General features: G+C 68.5%; 18 protein-coding genes. 10 read left to right on the top strand and 8 right to left on the bottom strand.

What is annotated here, in order from left to right:
- Window positions 1-39 precede the first annotated feature (39 nt).
- Window positions 40-1,488: an MFS transporter gene (locus ACWIGI_RS19700; RefSeq protein WP_454203837.1), complete on the bottom strand. Its 1,449-nt coding sequence runs from the start codon at window positions 1,486-1,488 to the stop codon at window positions 40-42.
- Between the two features lie 223 nt (window positions 1,489-1,711).
- Between ACWIGI_RS19700 and ACWIGI_RS19695 the strand changes: the two genes are divergently transcribed.
- Both ACWIGI_RS19695 and ACWIGI_RS19690 read left to right on the top strand, forming a co-directional pair.
- Window positions 1,712-2,464 (top strand): hypothetical protein, encoded by a 753-nt coding sequence (locus ACWIGI_RS19695; RefSeq protein ID WP_454203836.1) that lies wholly within the window; start codon window positions 1,712-1,714, stop codon window positions 2,462-2,464.
- 125 nt (window positions 2,465-2,589) lie between these two features.
- Window positions 2,590-3,165, top strand: coding sequence for a TetR/AcrR family transcriptional regulator (locus ACWIGI_RS19690; RefSeq protein ID WP_454203835.1), 576 nt, complete (start codon window positions 2,590-2,592; stop codon window positions 3,163-3,165).
- A 26-nt stretch (window positions 3,166-3,191) separates the two neighbouring features.
- Here ACWIGI_RS19690 and ACWIGI_RS19685 read toward each other — a convergent pair whose 3' ends face one another.
- A complete protein-coding gene (locus tag ACWIGI_RS19685; RefSeq protein WP_454203834.1) occupies window positions 3,192-3,740 on the bottom strand; it encodes a hypothetical protein in 549 nt (182 codons plus the stop codon).
- A gap of 148 nt (window positions 3,741-3,888) precedes the next feature.
- Here ACWIGI_RS19685 and ACWIGI_RS19680 point away from each other — a divergent pair, with 148 nt between their 5' ends.
- Complete coding sequence (locus tag ACWIGI_RS19680) at window positions 3,889-4,431, top strand: YceI family protein (RefSeq protein WP_454203833.1); 543 nt, start codon at window positions 3,889-3,891, stop codon at window positions 4,429-4,431.
- Between the two features lie 69 nt (window positions 4,432-4,500).
- On the opposite strand, the gene ACWIGI_RS19675 is transcribed toward ACWIGI_RS19680, so the two are convergent.
- The 5 genes from ACWIGI_RS19675 to infC form a co-directional block, all read right to left on the bottom strand.
- Window positions 4,501-5,931, bottom strand: coding sequence for an alpha/beta fold hydrolase (locus ACWIGI_RS19675; RefSeq protein WP_454203832.1), 1,431 nt, complete (start codon window positions 5,929-5,931; stop codon window positions 4,501-4,503).
- An 83-nt stretch (window positions 5,932-6,014) separates the two neighbouring features.
- The gene (locus tag ACWIGI_RS19670; protein ID WP_454203912.1) at window positions 6,015-6,812 is read right to left on the bottom strand and encodes a TrmH family RNA methyltransferase; all 798 of its coding nucleotides are present in this window, start codon (window positions 6,810-6,812) and stop codon (window positions 6,015-6,017) included.
- 41 nt (window positions 6,813-6,853) lie between these two features.
- Entirely contained in the window at window positions 6,854-7,234 is a 381-nt protein-coding gene (gene rplT / locus ACWIGI_RS19665; RefSeq protein WP_354987827.1) for a 50S ribosomal protein L20, read from the bottom strand.
- A gap of 91 nt (window positions 7,235-7,325) precedes the next feature.
- Window positions 7,326-7,520: a 50S ribosomal protein L35 gene (gene rpmI / locus ACWIGI_RS19660; protein WP_354987826.1), complete on the bottom strand. Its 195-nt coding sequence runs from the start codon at window positions 7,518-7,520 to the stop codon at window positions 7,326-7,328.
- A 65-nt stretch (window positions 7,521-7,585) separates the two neighbouring features.
- On the bottom strand, window positions 7,586-8,281 hold the full coding sequence (gene infC / locus ACWIGI_RS19655) for a translation initiation factor IF-3 (RefSeq protein WP_454203911.1): 696 nt from the start codon (window positions 8,279-8,281) through the stop codon (window positions 7,586-7,588).
- Between the two features lie 313 nt (window positions 8,282-8,594).
- Between infC and ACWIGI_RS19650 the strand changes: the two genes are divergently transcribed.
- The gene (locus ACWIGI_RS19650) at window positions 8,595-8,966 is read left to right on the top strand and encodes a DUF1844 domain-containing protein (protein ID WP_454203831.1); all 372 of its coding nucleotides are present in this window, start codon (window positions 8,595-8,597) and stop codon (window positions 8,964-8,966) included.
- A gap of 12 nt (window positions 8,967-8,978) precedes the next feature.
- On the opposite strand, the gene ACWIGI_RS19645 is transcribed toward ACWIGI_RS19650, so the two are convergent.
- On the bottom strand, window positions 8,979-9,830 hold the full coding sequence (locus tag ACWIGI_RS19645) for an SGNH/GDSL hydrolase family protein (RefSeq protein ID WP_454203830.1): 852 nt from the start codon (window positions 9,828-9,830) through the stop codon (window positions 8,979-8,981).
- 236 nt (window positions 9,831-10,066) lie between these two features.
- On the opposite strand from ACWIGI_RS19645, the gene ACWIGI_RS19640 reads away from it, so the two are divergent.
- From ACWIGI_RS19640 to ACWIGI_RS19615, 6 genes are all read left to right on the top strand, one after another.
- A complete protein-coding gene (locus tag ACWIGI_RS19640; RefSeq protein WP_454203829.1) occupies window positions 10,067-10,381 on the top strand; it encodes a hypothetical protein in 315 nt (104 codons plus the stop codon).
- A complete protein-coding gene (locus ACWIGI_RS19635; protein ID WP_454203828.1) occupies window positions 10,374-11,195 on the top strand; it encodes an LppX_LprAFG lipoprotein in 822 nt (273 codons plus the stop codon). The genes ACWIGI_RS19640 and ACWIGI_RS19635 overlap by 8 nt, the downstream gene beginning before the upstream one ends.
- Window positions 11,196-11,517: 322 nt before the next feature.
- Window positions 11,518-12,978: a fatty acid desaturase gene (locus ACWIGI_RS19630; RefSeq protein ID WP_454203827.1), complete on the top strand. Its 1,461-nt coding sequence runs from the start codon at window positions 11,518-11,520 to the stop codon at window positions 12,976-12,978.
- A 162-nt stretch (window positions 12,979-13,140) separates the two neighbouring features.
- On the top strand, window positions 13,141-14,271 hold the full coding sequence (locus ACWIGI_RS19625; RefSeq protein ID WP_454203910.1) for a type III polyketide synthase: 1,131 nt from the start codon (window positions 13,141-13,143) through the stop codon (window positions 14,269-14,271).
- Window positions 14,272-14,318: 47 nt separating this feature from the next.
- On the top strand, window positions 14,319-16,358 hold the full coding sequence (locus ACWIGI_RS19620; protein WP_454203826.1) for an ATP-binding cassette domain-containing protein: 2,040 nt from the start codon (window positions 14,319-14,321) through the stop codon (window positions 16,356-16,358).
- A gap of 121 nt (window positions 16,359-16,479) precedes the next feature.
- A complete protein-coding gene (locus ACWIGI_RS19615; protein ID WP_454203825.1) occupies window positions 16,480-17,328 on the top strand; it encodes a helix-turn-helix transcriptional regulator in 849 nt (282 codons plus the stop codon).
- Window positions 17,329-17,472: the final 144 nt, after the last annotated feature.

The following is a 17,472-nucleotide window of genomic DNA, read 5'->3' as shown; positions in this document are numbered from 1 at the left end:
CGGCGAATGCCGGGCGGGCCGAATCACACCGCTGCCGGATCAGTGCGCGAACGCCGCCGTACCCGCGGCCTTCTCACCCGCCGCGCGGCGACCGGGCAGGAACGCCGCGACGACCGCGCCGACGGCGACGATGCTCGCGCCGACCCAGACCGCGGGGATCAGGCCGTCGACGTAGCTCTGCGGGTCGGTGTAGGAGCCGTGCGAGGCGAACACCGAGGCCAGGATCGCCACGCCCAGGGCCACGCCCACTTCGCGAATCGTGCTGTTGGTGCCCGAGGCCATCCCCTGATCGGCCGCGCTCGCGCTGGACATGACGACCGTCGCGGCGGGCGCGAAGGTCAGGCCCATGCCGACGCCACCCATGATGAACGGCAGCACCAGCGAGCCGTAGGCGACATCGGTGCTCGTGATCAGCGCCATCCAGCCGAGCGCACCGGCGAGCAGGACCTGGCCGGTGGCGACCAGCACGCGCGGGCCGACCCGGTCGACGAACAGTCCGGCGAGCGGGGCCACCACCATCGGGGCCATCGTCCAGGGCATGGTGCGCACCCCGGCCTCGAAGGGGCTGTAGCCCTTGACGACCTGGAAGAACTGGGCCAGCAGGAAGATCGATCCGAAGACACCGACCGAGAAGGTGAGCATGGTGGTGTTGATCAGGCTGAAGCCGCGATCGGCGAACAGGCGCAGCGGCAGCATCGGGTCCGGGGTACGGCGCTCCCACACGATGAAGGCCGCGAAAAGCGCCGCGCCGCCGAGCAATCCGCCGAGCACCGGGGCCGAGGTCCAGCCGTCGTCCGCGCCGTGAATGACGCCCCACACCACCGCGAGCACGCCGCCGGCCGACAGCAGCAGGCCGGCGATGTCCAAACGCCTTGTGCTGCCGAAGGATTCACCGAGCACCCGGGCGACGAACGGGAGCGCCAGAATGCCGATGGGCACGTTCAGCCAGAAGATCCACTGCCAGCTCAGCCCGTCCACGACCGCGCCGCCCACGACCGGGCCGAGCGCGACGCCGAGTCCGGCGATGCCGCCCCAGATGCCGATGGCCGCGCTGCGGATCTTCTCCGGCACCGCCGCGGACAGCAGCGGCAGTGACAGCGGCAGCACCGCCGCCGCCCCCAGCCCCTGCACCGCCCGCGCCGCGATCAGCATCCACGGCTCGCTGGCCACCGCGCAGGCCGCCGACGCCGCGGTGAACACCGCGATCCCGATCAGGAACAGCCGCCGCCGCCCGATGCGGTCGCCGAGCGCCGACGCGGTCAGGATCAGCGAGGCGAACGAGAGCGTGTAGGCGTTGACGAACCACTGCAGGTCCGACAGCGAGGCGCCGAGCTCGGTCCGGATCACCGGCAGCGCGTTGGTGACCACCAGGTTGTCCAGCGTCACCATGAACATCGGAATACCCACGGCGACCAGCACCGCGGCCAGGGACCGCGGCGGCTTGCCGTCCGCCGTTGCCCCCGAGGACTTTTCGAGTGTCGAAGTCATGACCAACCCTTGTTGTTATCGACTGATAACTAGAGAGTATGCATCCACTGATAACAAGTCAACAGGCAACCGGTGCCCGGACCCGGCTTCGAAACGGTCGCTCGCTTCCCCGCGCCACACCCGAGCGCGGGACTCCCTACACCCGCGACTCGCCCCACATCCCCCGTCCGCACCCGATAGGCTCGGCAACCACAAGTCCACGAACATGTTTGGGGTGATTCCAATGACCACCGTCGTCGAAGAACTCGTAACCAAACTGCGGGCACTGGCCGAGCAGCGGTCCGACGTGGTGCAGTTGTTCTCCGGGTTCAGCGACAGTGAGCTCGACGCGTTTCCGGTGCCGGTGGCCGAGCCGGAGCGGTCGCTGCTACGGCAGGTCGGCGGGTTACTGGTGGAGGGCGAGTACTTCGGGCCGGGGCACGAGCGGCGGGCGCTGGACGAGCCGCCGAGCTGGGAGGGCGCGGTCGGCGGGGAGTCCGACACCGGACCGAAAGGTTCGGCGCTGCAGCTGTATATGGCTCGCGGCTCGGGCGACCACTACTTCGTGGACATCGACCGCGAGACCGGCCACTGGGGCCCGATCCTGGGCAGCTCCCCCGACTTCGACGCCACCCTGGCCCTGCAGGCCCGCTCCCTGGTCGAGTGGTGGACGGCCCTGGCCGCCGGGATCGACGCCACTCCCCCCGACGAGGACTACGAGTTCGACGACGTCCTGGACAACGAGAACCCCCACCTGGCCGCCGCCCTCTACCCCTGGGACCACCGCCACTCCGAGGCCAAGCCGGTCCCCGTCACCGACCTGGTAGGCGACCTGGATCCCGAAGAGCGCCAACACTTCACCGACCTGCCCGACGACACCCTGGCCATCGACCTGGAGGCCGTGACCCCGCCCGCCCTCCTGGACGTCCGGGTCTCCGAACACAGCGAGCGCCGAGCCAACGGCCGCTTCCTGCTGATCACCAAACCCGAGCGCTAACCGAGCGGCGCGGTAATGGGGCTACCTCGCTCGAGCGGTGACGGCGGCCTCGACCGGCAAGTATGCATTGACTGATAACATGGTCGGGCGAGGACCAACCCCAGTGACGAGGAGCCCGGCCGGCCATGAGGACCACCCGAACGCGAATGACCGCCAGTGAGCGCGGCGAGCAGGTGCTCGAGGCCGCCCTGTCCGCGTTCGCCGAATCCGGTTACGCCGCAACGAAAACCGACGAGATCGCGCGGCGGGCGGGAGTGTCGCAGCCGTACGTGATCCGGCTGTTCGGGACCAAGCAGCAGCTGTTCCTGGCCGCGCTGCGGCTCAGTTGCGACCGGATCGAGGAGGTCTTCCGGACGGCGGTCGAGCAGGCGCCGGCCTCCGCGACGCCCGAGGAGAAGCTGTACGCCATGGGGCAGAGCTACAACATCTTCCTCACCGACCGGACCCGGCCGCTCATGCTGTTGCACGGGTTCGCGGCCAGCGCGGACCCGGAGATCGGCAACGAGGTGCGGGCGCGCTTCGGGCGCATCTACGACCTCGCGCGCGAGGCGACCGGGGCGTCGGTGGCCGAGGTACGCCGGTTCATCGCCACCGGGATGCTGCTCACCGACCTGACCGCCATGCAGGTGGTCGGCCCCGACGCGGTGCCCGCGCCCTGGGCACAGGAGATGCTGTCCGATCTGGAATCGAACGGGGACTGAGCTTTCCGGGTCCCGCTCGCACTCGCTCAGTCTCCCGGGAACAGCCCCCGCAGTCCCTGCTCGAGCTGCCGGACGTTCTGCAGGTTCTTGCCGTAGTCGACGACCGTGCCCGGGAAGGCCGGCCGGCTCTCGATACGCACCTCGGTGCGGCCGTCGCCCAGGGACAACACGGTCGCGGAAAGCCGTTCCCCCCAGCTCTTCCAGGAGAACCCCGTGCGGGCCTCGATCCGGCCCGCGATCGTGTCGCGCCGGGTGACCCGCGCGCCGGAGCCCTGGATGAGATGGTCCACGGCTTCGAACACCGCGGGCGGTTCCGCGCTCAGAACCGTCGAGACCTGCTGGCGGACCGGCGCGTTCGTGGCGGCCTCGCCGCCGATCCGGCGCGCCGATCGAATGCTGATCGTGCCCAGCAGCAGCGACATGATCGCCCCGAACAGCAGTCCGCCCACCACGCCCACCACGACGGCTCCGCCGAGCCCGACCCCGAGTATCGCGGTGTAGCCGGCCATGAGAACACCGAACAGCGGGGCCGTCCGGACGAAGATTCTGGTGTAGACACGCGTTGAATCACTCACCGCAGTACCCTACCCGCGAGTAGGTCAGGCCCGCGCCGAGGCGGACGGCCGACGGGGCACCCGCAGACCCGGACATACCCGACGAGCTGCGGAAACACGCGGGATACGTTGCGGGGCAGGGGTATGGACGCCGCCTAGTCTGTGCGCCATGACGACCTCCCAGCAGACACTCATCGCCCCCGGCGCCTGGACCCTGGACACCGCGCATTCGGCGGTGCACTTCACCGTCAAGCATCTCGGCATCTCGAAGGTCCGGGGCCGGTTCAACCATTTCGACGCCGCCTTCGTGGTGGACCAGGACGGCGCCGCCGCGATCGAGGCCACCGTCTACTTCGACTCCTTCGACACCGGCAACGAGTTCCGCGACAACTACGTGCGCGGCGCCGACATCCTCGATGTCACCAAGATCCCGCACCTGACCTTCCGGGTGCCCGAACCGGTGGCCATCACCGACGAGTTCGACGTCACCGGCCTCAGCACGATCGGCGACGTCAGCAAGCCGGTCACCCTGCACGTGGAATGGGGTGGGGTGCAACTGTTCCCGCTCGACAACAAGAACCACGCCGGCTTCGCCGCCCGGGGCACGATCGACCGCAGCGCGTTCGGGATCGCCCCCGGCATCCCGACCATGCTGGTGAGCGACACCATCGAGATCGAGCTCGACATCCAGCTGATCGAGCCCGGCAACTGACCCACACCGTGGCGGCGGTGCGATCGCCCCGCCATCACGGTTCCCGAGATCGGGCGCGGGCCGGGGAGGTCAGCGGGAGGCGGGCACCTCCGTCGGCGGATTCGGGGAGGTGATGGGGGCCTCGGGGGCCGTGTCGATCGTGACTTCGCCGGTCCGGAGGTACCGCAGGACAGCGGTGTTGAGCACGGGATTGGGGCGGGTGAAGTTGCCGTGGTCGCCGCCCTCCACCCAGATGATGTCGCCGCCGAGGGCCGCGGCGAGGCCGGGGGCGCCGGAGGTGGCCGGGTCGTGGCGGCTCTGCACCAGCAGGGGGCGTACCGCCAGGCGAGTGCCGTCGACATGCACGCGGCGGGTGGTCTGCGGCCATGCGGCACAGGTGATTCCGGACCGCACCACCGCCGCCTGTTGGAGGTAGGGGTTCGTCTCGGTCAGCAGGGTGGCGGCGGTCGCGGTCAGCGCGGCGAGGTTCAGCCCGCTGTCCTCGTTGCAGCGCGTGGCGTCCCGCATCCACGCGGACGTCGGATCACCGACGATGGGCGGGCGGGCGAGGAAATCGAGGAACCGGGTCTCACCCGGGTCGTCGCGGTACTCGCGCATCCCCTGCGCCAGGTACGGCCACTGGCTGCGGGAGTACGCGGCGAAGGTGGTGGCCGCGACGGTGGCCGACCCCCAGCCGCCCGATTGCGCCGCGGACTGACGCTTCCACTCCGCGAGCACATCCGCCCGCGTCGGGCCGAGCCCGTAGATCGCGTCGTTGGCCGCGATCCAGTCGAAGATCGCGTCGAGCCGCTCGTACACGCCGACGGGCACATCCGCCACCTGGTCGACCCAGCTCACGTCCGGATCCACGTTGGAGTCCAGCACCATCCGGCCGACGTGCTCGGGGAAAAGGGTCGCGTACACCGCGCCGAGGTAGGTGCCCCAGGAGATACCGAGGAAGTCGATCCGATCCACCGCGAGCGCCCGGCGGACCTGGTCCATGTCCCGGGCGACGGACTCGGTGGTGACGGTCGCGGGATAGCCGGGCCGATCCAGCTCGCACGCGGCCCGATCGGTCACCAGCACGACGTCCAGCGCGGAGGTGCAGTGCAGCGGCGTGGACCAGCGCAGGCCGCGCGGCTGCACCGCGATCAGATCCCACTCCCGCAGCTGCGGCACCCGCGTGGCGGCGCCGGTCCAGAAACTCAGCGCGTCACCGCCGGGGCCGCCGGGATTGCCGAACAGCATGCCCCGGCTGCGGGCCGGGTCCAGCGCCGGTATCCGGCTGACCGTGACCTCGATCCGCGGACCGTCCGGATCGGCGTAGTCCCTCGGCACCGATACCGTTGCGCACGAAGCCTTTTCGGCGCCGGACCCGGCCGGGCACGCGACCCACTCCAGCCCCGGAGCCGGCTCCGCACCGGCCGGCGCGCCCGGCAACAGCGCCGCGGCGCCCAGCAGCGCGGTCAGCGCCACACCTCGTCCGCCCGACACCAGCGAACGCCCACGTCCCACCCGCATGCCTGCTCCCCTCCCGAGCCCACGACCATGGTGAATCCCTCGAACGGTATCCACCGGCGAGCGGATTCCGTCCGAGGTGTGACTTACTTCGCGTGTTGCACGCGCGAGCTCGCGTAGAGGCAGATCGACGCGGCCGCGGCCAGGTTCAGACTCTCGGCCCGGCCGCGAATAGGAATGCGGATGCGATGATCCGCCTGCCGGGCGACCTCGGGATCGAGCCCGTGCGCCTCGTTGCCGAAGAGCCAGGCGACCGGACCGCGCAGGATGTCGTCGGCCTCGTCGAGGTCGACCTCCCCCTTGGCCGCGGTGGCCAGCACCGTGATGCCCGCCGCGCGCAGCGCGTGCAGGACGGCCTCGATATCGCGGTCCCGGGCGATCGGCACGTGGAACAGACTCCCGGCCGCCGCGCGCACGCTCTTGCCGTTGTGCGGATCGACCGAATCACCGGCCAGCACGACACCGTTCGCGCCCACCGCGTCGGCGACGCGGATCAGCGTGCCCGCGTTGCCCGGGTCGGACATGGCGACCGGAACCGCGAGCAGCCGCGGCGCGGTGGCCAGGATGTCGCGCACCGGCACGTCGATCTGCTTGCAGACCGCGACCAGGCCGGGCGGGGTCACCGTCTCGCCGAGCGCTTCCGCGGCCCGATCGCTCACCAGCGTGGTGCGCACGCCCATGGCGGCCGCGCCCGCGACCAGTTCGGTCTCGCGACCGGCGGCCTTCAGCGAGTAGAACAGTTCCTCGACATGACCCGTATCCAGCGCGGACGCAACGGAATTGGGCCCCTCGGCCAGGAACAGGCCGGATTTGCGCCGCACCGGCGCCCGATGCAGCTTGACAGCGGAAACGACCCGCGGATTGCGCTCGGAGAGCGCTTCCACGGGTCGTTCCGAATGCTGTTGCGTTGTCACGCAGCGGCAGCTTACGCAGCCGGGGCGTTGACGTCGGCCGGCAGCGCGGCCTTCGCGATGGCGACCAGACCGGCGAACGCGGCGGCGTCGGAGACAGCCAGCTCGGCGAGGATCTTGCGGTCGACCTCGACACCCGCGGCCTTGAGGCCCTGGATGAAGCGGTTGTAGGTCATGTCGTTCAGACGCGCGCCGGCGTTGATACGAGCGATCCACAGCTTGCGGAAGTCACCCTTGCGCGCGCGGCGGTCGCGGTAGGCGTAGGTGAGCGAGTGCAGCTGCTGTTCCTTGGCCTTGCGGTACAGCCGCGAGCGCTGGCCGCGGTAGCCCTTGGAGGCCTCGAGAACGGAACGGCGCTTCTTCTGAGCGTTGACGGCCCTTTTGACGCGTGCCACTTGTCAGTCCTTGATCGATTGGGCGGGCGCAGAATACGCGCCCGAAGTTAGTCGGGGATGGCGTTCGAGAACGCGAGGTGCTTACGCGGCCTTAGAGGCCGAGCAGCTTCTTGACGCGCGGGACGTCCGCCTTCGCGACGACCTCCGTGCCGTCCAGACGACGAGTCCGGGTGGACGGCTTGTGCTCGAGCAGGTGGCGACGGTTCGCCTGCTGACGCAGCAGCTTGCCCGCACCGGACACCTTGAATCGCTTCGAGGCGCCGCTGTGCTTCTTCATCTTCGGCATGGAATCCTCAATCTGTCTCGTGCCGGAGGCGCGCCGAAGCGCGCTTCCGCCAATGCTGTTCGTTATTACTGCGGCGGGGTGGCAGCCGGAGCCGGAGCGGCCTCGGGAGCCGGGGCCTGCGCCGGGGCCGCGGGCGCCGGCGCACTGCTGCGCTGCGGTGCCGAGCTGGCCTCGTTCTGAGCCTTCACCCGCGTCTTCGCGCCCTTGTGCGGGGCGAGGACCATGGTCATGTTTCGGCCGTCCTGCTTGGCCGAGGTTTCGACGAAACCGAGATCGGCGACGTCGGAGGCCAGCCGCTGCAGCAGCCGGAAACCGAGTTCCGGCCGGGACTGCTCACGACCACGGAACATGATCGTGACCTTGACCTTGGATCCGGCCTCGAGGAAGCGAACGACGTTGCGCTTCTTGGTCTCGTAGTCGTGATCGTCGATCTTCGGTCGGAGCTTCTGCTCCTTGATCACGGTCTGGACCTGGTTCTTCCGGGACTCACGCGCCTTCTGCGCGGTCTCGTACTTGAACTTGCCGTAGTCCATGATCTTGCAAACGGGTGGACGCGCGTCCGGTGCCACCTCGACCAGGTCGAGGTCGGCCTCCATGGCGACGCGTAGTGCATCTTCAACACGCACGATCCCGACCTGCTCACCACCCGGTCCGATGAGGCGGACCTCGGGTACGCGGATGCGATCGTTGATGCGAGTCTCAGTGCTGATGGGGCCTCCTAGGTCAAGCGGTTCGTCAACGACCGCAAGCAATAACTGCAACCCCAATTTCAACACGAAAGCCCCGGGTTGGTATTTCTCCAACACGGGGCCCGAGTCGACCGGTCCGCGACGCAAACTACTCGCATCACGTCTGTACAGGGCAAACCCTCACAGATGACTCACCAGAAAATGGTGAGCGACCGGACCGCCAACCTGGTTCGAGACCGGCAGACGGTGGGAGTCGGGCTCCACTTGATGCCCTGAACCGGAGTCCGGGGCGGTCGTCGCAGGAGAGTCTAACAGCCCGCGGCCGAACCGCCGAATCGGCCGCCCCCTCGACCATTGACAACCCGCTCGATGCCATGCTCTACCCATGAGCGAGGCGTCTTTGAACGAGCGGGAATCGGACCTCATCGAGGGCGAGGCCGTGCGTGAGCTGGCCGAGATCCCGGCGGTCGAGGTTATCAGCCGCGCGGCCGTCATGCTGATGAGTTCCGCGGCCGAGAAGCTCGGGCTCGGCGAGGCCGACCCGTCCACCAGCCCGCACCTGGATCTGGACGAGGCGCGCCGGGTCATCACCGCGCTGGCCGGTCTGGTCACCGCGTCGGTGGAGTACCTGGGCCCGCACGCCGGTCCGATCCGCGAAGGTCTGCAGTCGCTGCAGCGCGCGTTCCGTGAGGCGTCGGCGCATCCGGACGCGCCGGGCCAGGGGCCGGGCGAGAAGTACACCGGCCCGGTCTACTGATACTCCCGCCCGCTAGTTCGCGTCCGCGCGGATGGCCCGGACGATGATGTCCGCGACGCCGCTCATCCCTTCCAGGGTGGGGTGGTACGGGATCAGGGTCTGGGTCGCGAGCAGCGGGTCGAACCAGCGCTCGCCGGGGGCGGCGCACATGTCGTGGCCGATGGACCCCGCGCGGGTGTCGATGTAGGTCGCCCCGTTGGCCGCGGCCTCGCGCGCGACGACGGTGTTGAGGCGATCGAAGGCCCGCTGCACCACGGCCGCGTCCTGCGGGCGCAGGCCGGGCAGTTCGGCGCAGCCGCCGTCGCGGACATAGGTCGGCCAGCCGTCGACGTAGATCTTCGCGTTCGGCGCCAGCGCCGAGATCTGTTGCAGCGCGGTGGCATACGAGCCCGCGATGGCGTCGATGCTCGTGTCCCACGCCGGATCGGCGCACTGCTTCGCACCGGCCAGGTGGCAGCTCAGGATGTAGGTCGTCATGGCGGCGTCGTTCGCGCCGATGTGCACGGTAACCAGCTTCGTCGCCGGGCCTAGCGCGTCGAACTGCGGCGCGATGCCCGCGCCCTGCGAGGTCGTGAGATGCGGAATCTTCGCCGAGCTGCAGCTGCGGTCGTCCAGGTTCACACCGAGGGCGGCGGCGACCAGCTTCGGGGTGTTGGCGGTCGACCGGATGCACTGCAGCGGCGCGCCCGCGTCGAACTTCTGCACACCGGTCGTGGCGGCGCCCGAGTCACCGAGGGCCACGTACTCGGCGCCGCCGCCGGCCGGGGCGGCGAGGGCGGGCGCGGGGTACGCGGCGGCGGCGAGGGCGCACAGTCCGGCCGCGAGTGCGCCTCGGCGCCAAGGGTTTCGGCGGGTCGTCGTCATTGTCGTTCCCTCGTCTTCGTCGCTCGTTCCGGAATTAAAGTGGTACGATTCGGTTTCAGTTTGATTGTGACGCAGGTTACTCGCCGGGCGGACCGGCCGCAAGCATGGACACGTGTTCGGTCACAAGAGCATTCGCGCCGCCGCGGCGCGCGTCACGATCCTGTCGGTGGGCCGTGCCATGCTCGAGCCATGACCCACGCATCCCCTTCCGCGAACGCAACGGAGGGTCCGGATACATGGTGATTGCCGAACAGTTGCCTGCAAACCGGGGAGTGCCCCTGTTCGACAATGCGGCGCGATCGACAGCGCTGGAAAATCGCTATTGCCAGCCGATAGCCGAATTCCCGCCGACGCGTCAAAGTAAGCATCCGGGAATGGGTTTCGCGACACCCGCGACAAAAGCCTTGGCGCGTTCGCGACCACCCTGGTTGGATGCCGGTGTGCCGCCCGATCATGCGGAATGCATCTCGGGTGCTGCATACTACGACGCGGGTGGCGGCAGCCGCCCGCATACCGAGATCACGAACTCTTCGGGGGTTGTACATGATTGACTCCATTTCCCGCGGGACCGCCTCCCATCGGCGCCGCCGGGCACTCGTCCCGGCCATGGTCGCGGCAGCGGCCCTGTTCGGCGCACTGGTGACGGGCTGCACCTCGGACTCCGAATCCAGCACCACCTCTTCGGCTCCCGCCACGGGCCCGCTCCCCGAGGGCGGCCAGCTGGTGGCCGAGTGCTCGCGCACCACCCAGACCCTGCAGTCGGTCCACCTGGACCTGAAGGTCACCGACATCCCCAACCTGCCGGTGGACTACGTCAAGGCCGACATCACCAACCAGCCGCAGGGTGAGGGCCAGGCGGTCGGCGAGGCCAAGGTCCGGGTCAAGGAAGGCGACACCAACTGGACCGAGACCAAGTTCCTCGTGGTGGACAAGACCCTGTACGCCGGTGACGGCTCCAAGTACGCCCCCGTCGGCCCCGCCGAGAAGATCTACGATCCGGGCGTGATCCTGGACAAGGACAAGGGCATCGCCCACGTCATCGCGCAGGTGCAGAACCCGAAGGTGGAGGCCCGCGAGACCATCGACGGCGTGAACACCGTCCGCGTCACCGGCACCATCGACGCCTCGGTCATCGACCCGGTCGTCCCGCGCATCGGCCAGCAGGCCGGCGTCCTGCCGATCACCCTGTGGATCGCCGATGTCGCGCCGCCGACCACCTCGGTCGCGGCCCGTCCCTCCGAGGAGGCCTCCCCCGGCACCGGCCCGAACCTGGTTCGCGCCGTCGTCACCAAGGATTCGGGCAACATCAAGCTGACGCTGTCCGGCTGGGGCAAGGACGTCAACGTCGTCAAGCCCGCGGGCTAGGCCCTAGCTGCCCGCTCCCCCTGGGAGCACCGGTCCGGGAAAGCGCCACGGCGGCAACGACTGCCGAGCGCGGTCCCGGACCGGCTGTCGTCTCGGGCCGCGGTGGCGTCCGGCCCCGCACGGCCCGGCAAGATCACGGCCCGCCGGCCGGCAAGATCGCACGGCCGCTCGACGGCGGCGCAAGCGTTTATTCAGTGAAATGCAAGGCGCTACACGCACGATAACCACACAACGCTCGAAAGCGGTGTGTGCGTTAGGCATCAGGGGTAGCTAGGAACCCTGATCGGCCCGACAGGCAGCCGGTCAGACATGGAGGAATGAGATGACGAACGACCGCCCGGATACGCAGGAGCGGGAACTCCGTCCACCTCCGCCCTCGGGGCCACCGCCGGTGTCGAACGTCTGGGTCTACAACGGCAAAGCCTACGACCTGAGCGACTGGATCTCCAAGCATCCCGGCGGCGAGTTCTTCATCGGCCGCACCAAGAACCGGGACATCACCTCGATTATCGGTTCGTACCACAAGAATCCGGAAGGCATCGCGAAGCTGATCGAGCGATACGCGCTCAATCGGCAGGCGCTGCCGGAGGACATTCACCCCAAGGCGAACGCGCCCGACTTCCTTTTCAAGGAAGGCTTCGACAGCTGGCGCGATACCCCCAAGTACCAGTTCGACAATAAAGACGACCTGCTGCACCAGGTGAAGAAGCGGCTCAAGGATCCGGTGCTGGCCGCGCGCGTCAAGCGCATGGACACCATCTTCAACGTCGTGGTCGCGACGCTCGCGGTGCTGTACTTCGCGGTGCAGGGCCTGCGCCTGTGGGACACCAGCTGGATGCCGTTGCCGGTCTTCGTGATCGCGATGGTCCTGCTGCGCAGCTCGCTGGCGGGCTTCGGCCACTACGCGATCCACCGTGCCCAGAAGGGCATGAACAAGATCTGGGTCAACGCCTTCGACCTCAATTACGTCGCACTGGCTTTCGTGACCGCCGACGGTCACGCGCTGCTGCACCACCCGCACACCCAGAGTGAAGTCGACATCAAGAAGAACGTCTTCACCATGATGATGCGAATCCCCAGGCTGTACCGGGTCCCGGTGCACACCATGCACAAGTTCGGGCACACCGTGACCGGCATGATCATGCGCCTGCTGGACGTCTGCCGGCTCACCCGCAAGGTGGGCATCAAGGACATGTACGGCACCTGGGGCGGCGCGCTGCCGCACTTCATCGGATCGTTCGGCGTGCGCTTCCTGCTCGTGGGCGAGCTCGTCGTGTTCACCCTGGCGGGCGACTTCTGGGCCTGGGCACTGCAATTCGTGCTCACCATGTGGATCAGCACCTTCCTCGTCGTGGCCAGCCACGACTTCGAGGTGGAGACCGAGCACATCGAGACCAATACCGAGGACTGGGGCATCAACCAGCTCGAGCAGGCCTACGACCTCAAGGTCATCGGCAATCGCTACGTCGACTGCTTCCTGTCCGCGGGCCTGAGCTCGCACCGAGTCCACCATGTGCTGCCCTATCAGCGCAGTGGCTTCGCCAATATCGCGACCGAGGACGTATTGCGCGAAGAGGCAGCCAAATTCGATGTCGAATGGCTGCCGGCGAAGAGTTTCTTCACGGATCGCTTTCCGAAGCAGATCCGAACGTACATTCTCTCGGCATCGGATGAAGCGAAAGAACGGGAGTGGGGCTTCTTCCGCGAGCATTTCGCGCCATCGGCCTTGAAGACCTGTGTCGTCTACACCGCGCAGGGATTCTCCGGAATCGGCACTGTCTGAATCGATTTCGCCGGTCGTTAACGCAATAGCGCAGCAGCGCAATATCTTTATCGAAAGAAGGGGAGTAATTTCGTGTCTATCACCATTGACGAGGGCGCCCTGCGTCCCACCGCGCTGAACCGCCACCACGGCTCGAGCGAGCGTTACGACCGGGTCGAGGGGCTGGTCGAGCGGGTCCTGCCGCCCGCACCGCCGTCCACCGTCGGCGTAATCGAAAGCATCGCAACGGGTTCGCCCGCCCCGAGTGTAGATCAGGCCGAGGCCGCTCGCCGGGTGGCCGAGCGATTCACCGATCCCGCTCAGCAGGCACGCATCCCGCGGGTCTACCAGAAGACCCGGATCACCACCCGCCGCCTGGCCATCGACCCGCTGGACCCGCAGTTCCTGCCGTTCAGCCGGCGGCCGGCCACCATCCGCGAGCGCATGAACCTGTTCTACGAGCACGCGGTACCGCTCGCGGTCGACGTCGCGGGCCGGGCCATCGCCGGAATCGATGACCCCGCAACCGATCTCGGAATGCTGATCTTCGTCACCAGCACCGGGTTCATCGCGCCGGGCGTCGACGTCGCGGTCGTCAAGCAGCTCGGGCTGTCCCCCACCGTGAACCGGATGGTCATCAATTTCATGGGCTGCGCCGCCGCCATGAACGGCATGCGCGCCGCGGTGGATTACGTTCGGGCGCACCCGGACAAGAAGGCCATGGTGATCTGCCTCGAGCTCAGCTCGGTGAACGCGGTCTTCGACGACGACATCAACGACGTCATCACGCACAGCCTCTTCGGCGACGGCTGCGGCGCGGTCGTGATCGGCGCCGGCCAGGTGCACCAGCAGCTGGCCCCCGGCAAGATCGTCATCCGCGGCGGCTTCAGCCACCTGTTCGACGACGCGGAGGACGGAATCGTCCTGGGTGTCAACGACAACGGCATCACCTGCGAGCTGTCGGAGAACCTGCCGCAGTACATCTACCGCGGCGTGGATCCGGTCATCACCGAGATGCTGCGCGCGCACGGGCTACGCAAGTCCGACGTCGATCTGTGGGCCATCCACCCGGGCGGCCCGAAGATCATCGAGGAGTCGGCCAAGTCGCTCGGCATCGACGCCGAACAGGCCGCCGCGGTGAGCTGGGATGTGCTGGCGCGCTACGGCAACATGCTCAGCGTCTCGCTCATCTTCGTGCTCGAGCAGATGGTGGCCCAGGCCGAGACCGACAAGCCCATCTCCACCGGCGTCGCGTTCTCCTTCGCCCCCGGCGTCACGCTCGAGGGCATCCTGTTCGACATCGTCCGGCACTGAACCGCCGGCATCGACGCGAACATTCGTTCCGAAAGAGCGCAGTAACAATGCAACTCATCAGATTCCTCATCTCGATTTCGTGGGTACGGATCGCGGCGGTCACCGCCACGGGCCTGGTATGCGGCATCGCCAACACCTTCCTGGTGATGCTGATCCGCGGCATCGTCTCGCCCGAACCGCCGCCGTACGTGCACGTCGGGAACTTCGCCCTCACGGCGGTGGTGATCCTGGTGAGCGGCGTGCTGTCGCAGGTGCTGCTGATCCGGCTGGCGCAGGACGCCATCTACCGGCTGCGCGCGGAGCTGAGCTCGAGCATCGTCTCGGCTCCGCTGGAGCACCTCGAACGGCTCGGCATGCACCGGCTCATGGCCACCCTGACCGAGGACGTGCGGGCGCTGTCGCAAGCGGTGACGGCGATTCCGAGCATCGTGGTCGACGTCGCCACCATCGTCGGCTGCTTCGTCTTCCTGCTGGTGCTGTCGGGTCCGATCTTCGCCATCACGGTGGCGGGCACCCTGATCGGCATCGCCTGCGTCGAGATCTTCCTCAAGCGGGTGCGCCGGCTCTACCAGGAGGCGCGCGAGAACGAGGACGTGCTGCTGCGGTCCTTCCAGGCCGTGACCCTGGGCATCAAGGAGCTCAAGCTGCACCGCGGCCGGCGCCGGGACTTCATGGACCGGCATCTGCTCGGCTCGGCGGCGACCCTGCGCGGGCAGAACATCGAAGCGGCGTCGAAGTTCTCGATCGGGCAGGGCCTCGGGCAGCTGCTGCAGCTGGCCACGATGGGCTTGATCCTGTTCGTGATCGCCAAGGCGCTGAACGTGCCCGGGCCGGTCATGTTCGGGTACGTGCTGGTCACGACCTTCCTGTCGATGCCGATGCAGAACTTCATGCACCGGATTCCGGACCTGCTGCGCGGTGACGTGGCGCTGGCCAAGATCCGCGGCATGAACCTGTCCATGGAGACCATGCACAACGAGAACGAGCTGCCGTACTCCGATCGGCCGCTGGTCGATTCGGCGCGGCTCGAGCTCGCCGGGGTCGGGTACACGTATCGGTCCGAGGCGCCCGCGCCGTTCCCGACACCGGGCGCGCCCGACGGCACCGGACCGCATCCGGGTGGCAGGCCGCCGCGGCCGGGAGCCCAGCCCCGGCGTGAAAAGGGCGGCGCGGCAGCGCATCCCGGCGACGGTGGCGCGCATCCCGTTGGCGCACAGCACCATCCGGGTCAGGCTCCCGCGCACCCGGCCGGGGCTCCGGCGCATCCGGCGGGCGCTCCCGCGCATCCGGCGGGCGCGCACGGTCCGGGCGGGCATCCCGCGGGGCCCGAGGGTCATCCCGGGCATCCGGGCGGGCGGCCGCCGCATCGCGGTGGGCATCCGGCCGGGCCGGATGTGAACGGGCACCGGTTCGTCGAGCACAGCGGACACGACGCGCGGCCGGCGCCGCTCGGTCATCCGCCGCTCGAGGGGAACGGCGAGGGGTTCGCGCTGGGGCCGATCGACCTGGTCTTCGAACCCGGGCAGGTGTCGTTCATCGTGGGCGGCAACGGCAGTGGCAAGTCCACGCTCGCCAAACTGCTCACCGGGCTCTACGTGCCGCGCATCGGGACGATGACCCTCAACGGCGAACGCATCGATCACGACAACGTCGAATGGTTCCGCCAGCACGCCTCGGCCATTTTCACCGACTTCCACCTCTTCGAGGACTACCTGGGATTCGATCGGCCGGGCATCGACGACGAGGTGCGGCACTACCTCGAGGAACTGCAGATCGCGCACAAGGTGACCGTCGAGAACGGCAAGCTCTCGACCATCGATCTGTCCCAGGGCCAGCGCAAGCGTCTCGCCCTGCTGACCGCGCTGCTGGAGGATCGCGCCATCTACCTGTTCGACGAGTGGGCCGCCGATCAGGATCCGAAGTTCCGCGAGGTGTTCTACACCGAGATCATCGCCGAGCTCAAGGCGCGCGGTAAGACGGTCATCGTCATCACCCACGACGACCGCTACTTCCACCTCGCCGACCAGATCGTCAAGCTCGATTTCGGCAAGGTCGTCGCCGAGAGCGACACCGTCGCGGTGTCCTGAGGCTCGCAACCCCCTTCCGACAGCGCCCGGCCGGTATCCACCGGCCGGGCGCTGTCGCGTCGCAGGGAGGTCGTGCGTGGTGGGCCGGAGTAAGCGCCGGGCCACTATTGTTGCGCCCGATATGGCTGGCACATCGAAGGCGGCGCGCGAGCTGCGCCGGGAACAACTGCGGGACTTCCTGCGCACCCGCCGGGCACGGCTGACGCCCGCCGAGGTCGGACTGGTGTCGACCGGTACCCGCCGGACGCCGGGGTTGCGGCGCGAGGAGGTCGCGCTGCTCGCGGGGGTGGGGGTCTCCTGGTACACCTGGCTCGAGCAGGGGCGCGACATCAACGTGTCGGCGTCGGTGCTGCGGGCGATCGGGCGGGCGCTGCAACTGGACGAACCCGAGCTGGCGCATTTGTTCACCCTCGCGGGGCTCACTCCGCCGGCCGCGGTGCGCCACGGATCCGGGCCCGTCGGCCCGGAATTGCGCCGGGTGATCGACGCATGGACGGCGGGGCCGGCGCTGCTGCGCGACCGCTACTGGAACATCCTCGCGATCAACGCCACCACCCGCGCGGTCTTCGGCTACGACGAGACCGACCACAACTGCCTGATCTCGTTCTTCACCAACGATCGCTACCGGGCCGCGCATCCGCAGTGGGCGGCGATCGCGCCCGCGGTGGTCGCGGCGTTCCGCGCCGACGCCGCGCAGCTGCCCGGCGACCCGGAGTTCGAGCGGGTGATCAGCGACCTGCACACCGCCAGTAAGGATTTCGGTGAGATCTGGGCCCGGCACGAGGTAGCCGCACCGCGCCAGGCCGTGAAGGCGATCACCCATCCCGAGGCCGGGGAGCTGCAGTTCGACACCACCACGCTGACCCCGGCGGATCACCCGACCTGGTACCTCGAGCTCTACAACCCCCGGCCCGGCACCGGCACCGCCGACCGGCTCGCCACCCTCGCGCTGAGCACGGCTACCGCCTGAGCGGACGGGGCGACAGCGATTCTGTCGAAATACGTTGCACCGCATCGTGTTCGGATACCTGTCGGCACTCAGGCGCGGCGGCGGAGGCTGCGCGGCGCCGGTGCCCACGGGCTCAGCCTGGTGGTGACACACCCGGGATGACCG

The sequence above is a fragment of the Nocardia sp. NPDC055321 genome (assembly GCF_053645575.1).
The sequence above is the reverse complement of the archived record's forward strand: the minus strand, read 5'-3'. Positions and strand labels throughout refer to the sequence as shown.

Bases quoted from the DNA above. Each gene is read 5' to 3' on its own strand.
- ACWIGI_RS19700 (WP_454203837.1), bottom strand. From the start codon at position 1,488: ATGACTTCGACACTCGAAAAGTCCTCGGGGGCAACGGCGGACGGCAAG.
- ACWIGI_RS19695 (WP_454203836.1), top strand. From the start codon at position 1,712: ATGACCACCGTCGTCGAAGAACTCGTAACCAAACTGCGGGCACTGGCC.
- ACWIGI_RS19690 (WP_454203835.1), top strand. From the start codon at position 2,590: ATGAGGACCACCCGAACGCGAATGACCGCCAGTGAGCGCGGCGAGCAG.
- ACWIGI_RS19680 (WP_454203833.1), top strand. From the start codon at position 3,889: ATGACGACCTCCCAGCAGACACTCATCGCCCCCGGCGCCTGGACCCTG.
- ACWIGI_RS19675 (WP_454203832.1), bottom strand. From the start codon at position 5,931: ATGCGGGTGGGACGTGGGCGTTCGCTGGTGTCGGGCGGACGAGGTGTG.
- rpmI (WP_354987826.1), bottom strand. From the start codon at position 7,520: ATGCCGAAGATGAAGAAGCACAGCGGCGCCTCGAAGCGATTCAAGGTG.
- ACWIGI_RS19650 (WP_454203831.1), top strand. From the start codon at position 8,595: ATGAGCGAGGCGTCTTTGAACGAGCGGGAATCGGACCTCATCGAGGGC.
- ACWIGI_RS19645 (WP_454203830.1), bottom strand. From the start codon at position 9,830: ATGACGACGACCCGCCGAAACCCTTGGCGCCGAGGCGCACTCGCGGCC.
- ACWIGI_RS19640 (WP_454203829.1), top strand. From the start codon at position 10,067: ATGGTGATTGCCGAACAGTTGCCTGCAAACCGGGGAGTGCCCCTGTTC.
- ACWIGI_RS19635 (WP_454203828.1), top strand. From the start codon at position 10,374: ATGATTGACTCCATTTCCCGCGGGACCGCCTCCCATCGGCGCCGCCGG.
- ACWIGI_RS19630 (WP_454203827.1), top strand. From the start codon at position 11,518: ATGACGAACGACCGCCCGGATACGCAGGAGCGGGAACTCCGTCCACCT.
- ACWIGI_RS19620 (WP_454203826.1), top strand. From the start codon at position 14,319: ATGCAACTCATCAGATTCCTCATCTCGATTTCGTGGGTACGGATCGCG.
- ACWIGI_RS19615 (WP_454203825.1), top strand. From the start codon at position 16,480: ATGGCTGGCACATCGAAGGCGGCGCGCGAGCTGCGCCGGGAACAACTG.